General features: G+C 45.9%; 6 protein-coding genes. 3 read left to right on the plus strand and 3 right to left on the minus strand.

Annotated features, from left to right (window positions below; translation table 11 throughout):
* Together ACP45E_RS07780 and ACP45E_RS07785 are read left to right on the plus strand one after the other, a co-directional pair.
* Positions 1-612: NAD-dependent epimerase/dehydratase family protein (locus tag ACP45E_RS07780; protein WP_141707253.1), on the plus strand; the 612-nt coding region annotated here is incomplete at its 5' end.
* Positions 609-1,703, plus strand: coding sequence for an alanine/ornithine racemase family PLP-dependent enzyme (locus tag ACP45E_RS07785; protein ID WP_017037075.1), 1,095 nt, complete (start codon positions 609-611; stop codon positions 1,701-1,703). The genes ACP45E_RS07780 and ACP45E_RS07785, both read left to right, overlap by 4 nt.
* A 16-nt stretch (positions 1,704-1,719) precedes the next feature.
* Here ACP45E_RS07785 and ACP45E_RS07790 read toward each other — a convergent pair whose 3' ends face one another.
* Positions 1,720-2,646 (minus strand): LysR substrate-binding domain-containing protein, encoded by a 927-nt coding sequence (locus ACP45E_RS07790; protein ID WP_017037074.1) that lies wholly within the window; start codon positions 2,644-2,646, stop codon positions 1,720-1,722.
* Positions 2,647-2,747: 101 nt separating this feature from the next.
* On the opposite strand from ACP45E_RS07790, the gene ACP45E_RS07795 reads away from it, so the two are divergent.
* Positions 2,748-4,001, plus strand: coding sequence for a D-amino acid dehydrogenase (locus ACP45E_RS07795; RefSeq protein WP_017037073.1), 1,254 nt, complete (start codon positions 2,748-2,750; stop codon positions 3,999-4,001).
* A gap of 190 nt (positions 4,002-4,191) precedes the next feature.
* Here ACP45E_RS07795 and ACP45E_RS07800 read toward each other — a convergent pair whose 3' ends face one another.
* A complete protein-coding gene (locus ACP45E_RS07800) occupies positions 4,192-5,790 on the minus strand; it encodes a phospholipase D family protein (RefSeq protein ID WP_017037072.1) in 1,599 nt (532 codons plus the stop codon).
* A 179-nt stretch (positions 5,791-5,969) separates the two neighbouring features.
* Positions 5,970-6,745 (minus strand): methyl-accepting chemotaxis protein (locus ACP45E_RS07805; RefSeq protein ID WP_241824283.1); only part of this gene is annotated, 776 nt, incomplete at its 5' end.

Below are 6,745 nucleotides of genomic sequence, written 5' to 3' on the forward strand. Positions count from 1 at the left end.
AAGCGCACGACCGCAACAATATTGGCTAATGAATTAAGACAAACTGGGCTGAATGTCGTCATGATTGCCACTGGGCAAACAGGCATCATGCAAGGCGCGCCCTATTGCGTGGCACTCGATGCCGTCCCTTCTCAATTCTGCGCTGGTGAATTAGAGTCAGTGATTGTCAAAGCGTACGAAACGGAGCACCCAGACATCATCATCATTGAAGGACAAGGAGCCCTAAGCCACCCTGCGTTTTCAACAAGTGCATTTATATTACGTGGCAGTTGCCCAACGGGCGTTATTTTGCAACATGCACCAAAACGCTCGCATCGTAGCGATTTCCCTAGCATGCCAATGCCTACATTAGCGTCAGAAATAAACCTTATCGAAACCTTTTCAGACACATCCGTTATTGGCATCACGCTTAACCACGAAGGGATGTCTTCTGATGAAATACTTACTGCAATCAGTGGCATTTCGGACGAGCTAGGGATACCTGTGACCGATGCGTTATCCCAGCCCACTGAACAACTTCTAGATATCATACTATCAGCCTACCCTTTGTTGAACGGTCAGAAAATGTTAGCCCGTCAGCATGTTTCGAGCAAACCGGCAGCAAAAGGGTGAAGTACCCTAAATTAAACATCGACTGTTACAAAATCCATCACAATGCACAGCGCCTTATTTCTCAACTTGCTTTAAAGGGCATATCCGTGACACCGGTTACGAAAGTCTTCCTAGGGCATCCTATTATCGCTAGAACGCTTGTAGATGCTGGGGCGACAATGTTTGCTGATTCTAGAATCGAAAACATCCAAAGAATGACGCAATCGGGTATTTCTGTACCGACAATGTTAATCCGCACGCCTATGCTAAGCCAAGTAGACCGTATTATAAGAGGCTGTGATGTCAGCTTTAACACGGAAGTCATTGTCATTCAGAGGCTTGCCAAAGGCGCAAAGAAAGCCAACATTCATCATGGCATTGTCATCATGGTCGAACTGGGCGATCTGAGAGAAGGCATCATGCCAAATCGCGTTATGGGTTTTGTCCGTAAGATCATTTCCCTACCCAATATTATCATCAGAGGAGTTGGGGCGAATCTGGCCTGTCGTTATGGTATTGCTCCTGACGATCAAAAAATGGCGCTTCTGTCCAGCCTTGCCGATGAGATCGAAGCGACCTTTGGGATCACGCTCGATATTATATCAGGTGGAAATTCGGCATCTATCAATTGGGCTCTTAATCATACCGGCAATACTCGAATCAATAACCTTCGTATAGGAGAAGCCATTTTCCTTGGTTGTGTTCCGTTAGATCAAAACCAAATTGAAGGGCTGCATACCGATGCAATCACATTAACCGCCGAAGTGATCGAATCTAAAACGAAACCTTCGTTACCCTGGGGCACCAGAAGCACGAACGCGTTTGGAGAGAAAGACTCGATTCCTAACAAAGGAATGGTTTCACAGGCCATTCTTGCTTTGGGTCGTCAAGATGTATGCGTGACAGGTCTTGGTGCACCACAAGGTATAACAATAACTTCATCTACCAGTGATCACTTGCTCGTTGAAACGTCAGACGTTCCATTATATGTCGGACAAAAGGTCACGTTCACTCTCGATTACAGTGCGCTTTTATCTTCTCTTTCCTCTCGGCATATCCTAAAAGTATTTAATAACCGCTTTGATTGTCGTCAACGTGCCATTTTTCATTAGCCTATTCCAATGGAATCTAAGCCTCCTTAAGCGTTGATTCAGACACTTGAGAGCGCACCCACTGAGTAAAGTACTGCGCTGCTGCCGATTGAGTATGAGCAATAAGAAAATACCCAGCTTCTGCATTAATCGTAGGAAACGGCGCAACCAGTCGGCCGCTAGATAACTCATCTTGGATCAAGGCCTCTCTTGCCATTGCAATGCCAACCCCAGCTTCCGCGGCTGACATCGCCATATCGGTTCGATTGAAGAAATGGCCTTTATCGACGGGTGTCGTTAGGCCATTTTTTTCCGCCCAATACTTCCATTCATGCTGTCTGATCGCTTCCGGCCAGGGCAGCGCATCATGCAACAAGGTAACGCTAGACCAGCTTGTTGATTCCATCGGCTGCCCTTTAGATAAATTGTGTTTATCCAAATAATGTCGGCTCATGACGGGAATCAGCTTTTCTTCTAACAACAGTTCAGCACGAGAGTCACGATAAGGTATCGGGCCATAATCGATCACAACATCGAAATCTTGCGAAGTATGGTCTACTAGGGCACCTTCCGCATAGATTTGTACCTGAATGTCTGGGTATAAACGATGAAACCCTTCTAGTCTCGGGACTAGCCATTTAAAAGCAAATGACGGTGTGAGTTTTAATCTTACTTCTGACGAGCCCACGGAATGGGCTTGTAAACTCGCCAGCGCGGTATCAATATCTTGAAAGCTTGAGGACGCGACTCGGTGCAACAATTGCCCAGCTTCCGTCAAGGTGACGCCACGGGAATGTCGGTCAACTAATCGTACGCCTAGGTTATTTTCAAGTTGAAGAAGTTGTTGGCTAATTGCTCCTGTCGTTAAACACTTTGCTTTCGCTGCGCCGGTTAAACTGCCCCGTCTACCGACTTCAACAAACGTCATCAATGCGGAAGCCATATTGCTTTTCAGGTACTTCATTATCAGCCTTTAGAATTTCTATACACTGTTGTTAATTCTTATCGATTGTTAGCGATTTGTAAAACACACAAACTAGCGCCAACTGACAAGAAGGAAATGTAATGAAAGTAATTGTATTAGGTGGCGGTGTAATAGGGCTGACAAGTGCATGGTACCTCTCCCTTCAAGGACACTCGGTAACCGTTGTCGACAGACAATCAGAATGTGGGAAAGAAACCAGCTTTGCCAACGCCGGTCAGATATCTTACGGCTATTCATCACCGTGGGCAGCACCCGGAATCCCTATTAAAGCGATTCAATGGCTAATGCAAGAACATGCCCCACTCAAAATAAAACCAAGCCTTTCACCCGCGATGCTCTCTTGGGCAAGCAAAATGCTCAAGAATTGCAGCGCTTCACATTACAACACCAACAAATCAAGAATGCTGCGCTTGGCGAATTATAGCCGAACCTGCCTAGGTGAGCTAAGAACTCATACCGACATCCAGTATCAGGGCCGTCAACTCGGAACACTGCAAGTCTTTAGAAACTCTAAACAGCTTATCGCTATCGAGAAAGACATGGCTTTGCTTAAGAAGAGTCATACTCAATTTTCTTTGCTTGATACCCAAGGTTGCATCGAAAAAGAGCCCGCGCTCAAGCGAGTGAAAGATAAAATCGTGGGGGGATTACATTTACCTGATGACGAAACCGGAGACTGCTTTCTTTTCTGCCAACAGCTGGCTGAACTGGCTAAGCAAGCTGGCGTTCACTTCCATTTTGATACTGACATTCATTCCTTAACCCCAAAAAACGGGGCCATTGAATCGGTTGAAACCAGTATTGGCTCGTTACAAGCCGATCAGTATGTTGTCGCTTGCGGGAGTTACTCAGCCAAATTGCTCGCCCCACTTGGCATTCAATTACCGACTTACCCCGTGAAAGGTTACTCGCTAACATTACCCATTGATCACGTTGAACATGCTCCACAGTCAACCGTTATGGACGAAACTTATAAAGTCGCCATTACTCGATTTGAGGATCGTTTAAGAATTGCGGGGACAGCCGAATTGACCGACTTCGACCTGTCAATTCCCGAAAAGAGAAAAGCCACCATTAATCGCGTAGTGAATGATCTGTTCCCTGATGTGGGTGATTTTGAGCAGGCTCAATACTGGACAGGCTTAAGGCCAATGACCCCAGACGGTACCCCTGTGATTGGAAAAACACCCATTAAAAACCTGTTCACTAATACCGGTCACGGTACGTTAGGCTGGACAATGGCGTGTGGTTCTGGGCAGTTAATCGCTGATATTGTCAGCAATAAAACACCTCAAATTGAGCACCATGATCTGAGTATTCAGCGCTACCTCTAAGCAAAAAACGTAATAAAAGTAATAAAAACTCAATAAACTGAGGGCTAGCTCGATAGTTTTATGCGGCCTAATACTTGTGCCTGCCCCATTAAAAGGTACGCTGTATCTGTTAGTCAGCCCTCAATATTGAAATCCCAAACAATGTTGAGATCCAAAATATGGCTCATGGCTTAGATTTATGCCCTGATTTTTACAAGTATTTCTCAATCGGTAACAGCTGTAAAAAACGAGACTTCACTCGCTCCCAGCGGCCCGTTTCTGGTTCGCTATCCCAACTTTCTGAACCAGAGTGCCAGCGTACTTCGCCACTCTCAAGATTTACGCGCCAACTGTGGTCTTCGTTCATCGTCTGATCCATCGCTTCTGCTAAGCGTTTAGCGACATCTTTATTGTCGATCACGAGCAGAGACTCAGTATTAAGATACGTTGAGCGTAAATTGAAGTTAAATGAGCCGATGGTGGCTATTTTTCTGTCAAATACTGCTGATTTGGTGTGAAGCCCATAAGGCGCTGATGGCGCGCATTTAGACGAATCCCTGGTAGACATCTCACACAATGTGCTATCGGGCTTCAACTCATACAACTGGACACCACTTTCTAGTATATCTAACCGTCGACCCGCGTAGCCGGAATGGTTGGTGAGCAGATCATTTGATGCCATGGAATTGGTTAACGCTTTGATTACGACACCTTGACTCGTCAACATTTGTGACGTTTTTAGCTGCGACTCATCGAAGATCAAATAGGCAGACTCCAATAATATTTCGTGCTCTGATTGCTCAGCCAATTGGGCCATGAATCGCGCCGTCGCCTTTGGTTGGTTGGTGTTGGTTTCGTCAACAGGAACCGGGCGGTCCGACACATACTGAGCCTTAACCCAGCTCATTTGCTCCATTGTCTCGTTCAGCAACGTTTTCGCCGCCTTGTTTCCCTCTGGATTGTCGTCAGGTTTAGAATTGCCTTCAGGTAAGGCTGGATAGTCTGAATAGAGCGGCACTTCTATCTCACCAAAACCCGTAAGCTCAGCTAAATCTTTAGAATCATTCAGTTCAGCAAAATCAACGGTGGCTTCCCCCCCTAGCAAATTAACTGGGTACGACCAGTCGCTGTTCCAGTATTGGGCAAAACTATCCTCTATATCCGCGACCACAGCGCCCATGACCAGAGCGTCTCGGTCACGAAAGTTAATGTCATCAGAAAGGTCAAAATACTCATCGCCAATATTTCGTCCCCCCACAATTGACAGAGCCCCATCAACCGTGAATGATTTATTGTGCATACGGCGATTTAAGCGAGAGAAATCCCCCAATACACTCACCATCTTTGTTACGCCGCCACGACTTGGCGCTGGATTATAAATGCGGATCTCTATATCTGGGTGAGAATCGAGTGTGGTCAACAAGTCTTCTCGTTCATTCAGGTTGATATCATCCAACATCAAGCGAACTTTTACCCCACGTTCTGCCGCTGCCACCAAGCGGCTTGCCAAGTAACGGCCAGAAACATCGGAGTTCCATATGTAATATTGAATATCGATACTGTGCTCTGCAGTTTCAATGAGTGCTAACCTATGGGCCAATGCGTCCCATCCCGTATCAAGAACCGACACTGCACTCATTCCAATGTTGGGTTGCGCTAACTGGTAGACATCACTCATCTGAGACAATGTGCTGCTTTTCGGGCTAACCACCTGCACTGTTGAGTGAGACACTTTTTCAGGAAGTGATGCGCATCCGGTAAGGGTAGCGACGAAAAACAAAGTGACACGAATGTGTTGAAGCACAGCCATTGATAACATTTCCTTTCTAACTTGGAATGACCATTTCAAGAGGGTTCTTGTCATGATTTGAAGAGAGTATAACAAATAAGGTGGCTTCCTCTCTCTTCAGGTTTATTTATTCATTGGGAAACAAAAAGCGAGCCACATAGGCTCGCTGATCGATTAACAACTCACGTCTAAACAATAGTCTAAACAATAAAGTGTTTAAGCTGTTTACCAAGCGCCGTCGCTGTTTCATTTAGAGCATAGCTCTCAGAAGTTAAATGCTGAGCGCCCTGGCTGATTTCATCTGCTGCGTTGTGAATATTGGTCACCGTTGTATTTATCTCCCCCGTCACGGCCCCTTGTTGCTCTGTCGCAGTAGCGACTTGCATGATCATATCGTTAGCGTGGGAAACGAGCGTTGAGATTTGCTCTAATGCCACTTGAATTTGCTCTGTATTTTCTACACACACCTGGGTCTGCGTAGTACATTCTGACATCGATTGAACCGATCTCATGCTGCTCTCATCAAGCTTGTTAATGGTTTCTTGAATTTCGATCGTTGACTGCTGCGTTCGGCTGGCTAAGCTTCGCACTTCGTCAGCCACAACGGCAAAACCTCGGCCTTGTTCTCCAGCACGTGCCGCCTCAATAGCGGCATTGAGCGCCAACAGATTCGTTTGCTCTGATACACCTTGAATAACCTGCGTAACATTACCAATTTCATCGACACCCACTTTTAGCTCACCCACTCGAGCATCAGAGATTTGAATACCTTTTGATACATTATGAATTGATTCAAGTGCTTTATTCATTAACTGATGGCTAGATACCACCTGACCGTTAATTTCAGATGTGGACGTTGAAGCAGTTTCTGCATTATGGGCCACTTCATTGATGGTTGAATTCATTTCTTCCATCGCCTCAGATAACTGCGCTAACTGTTGGTGTTGATCGGTAATGGAGTGCGACCATTGCTCTG

Source organism: Vibrio genomosp. F10 str. 9ZD137 (assembly GCF_049974785.1).
Classification (GTDB): Bacteria; Pseudomonadota; Gammaproteobacteria; order Enterobacterales; family Vibrionaceae; genus Vibrio.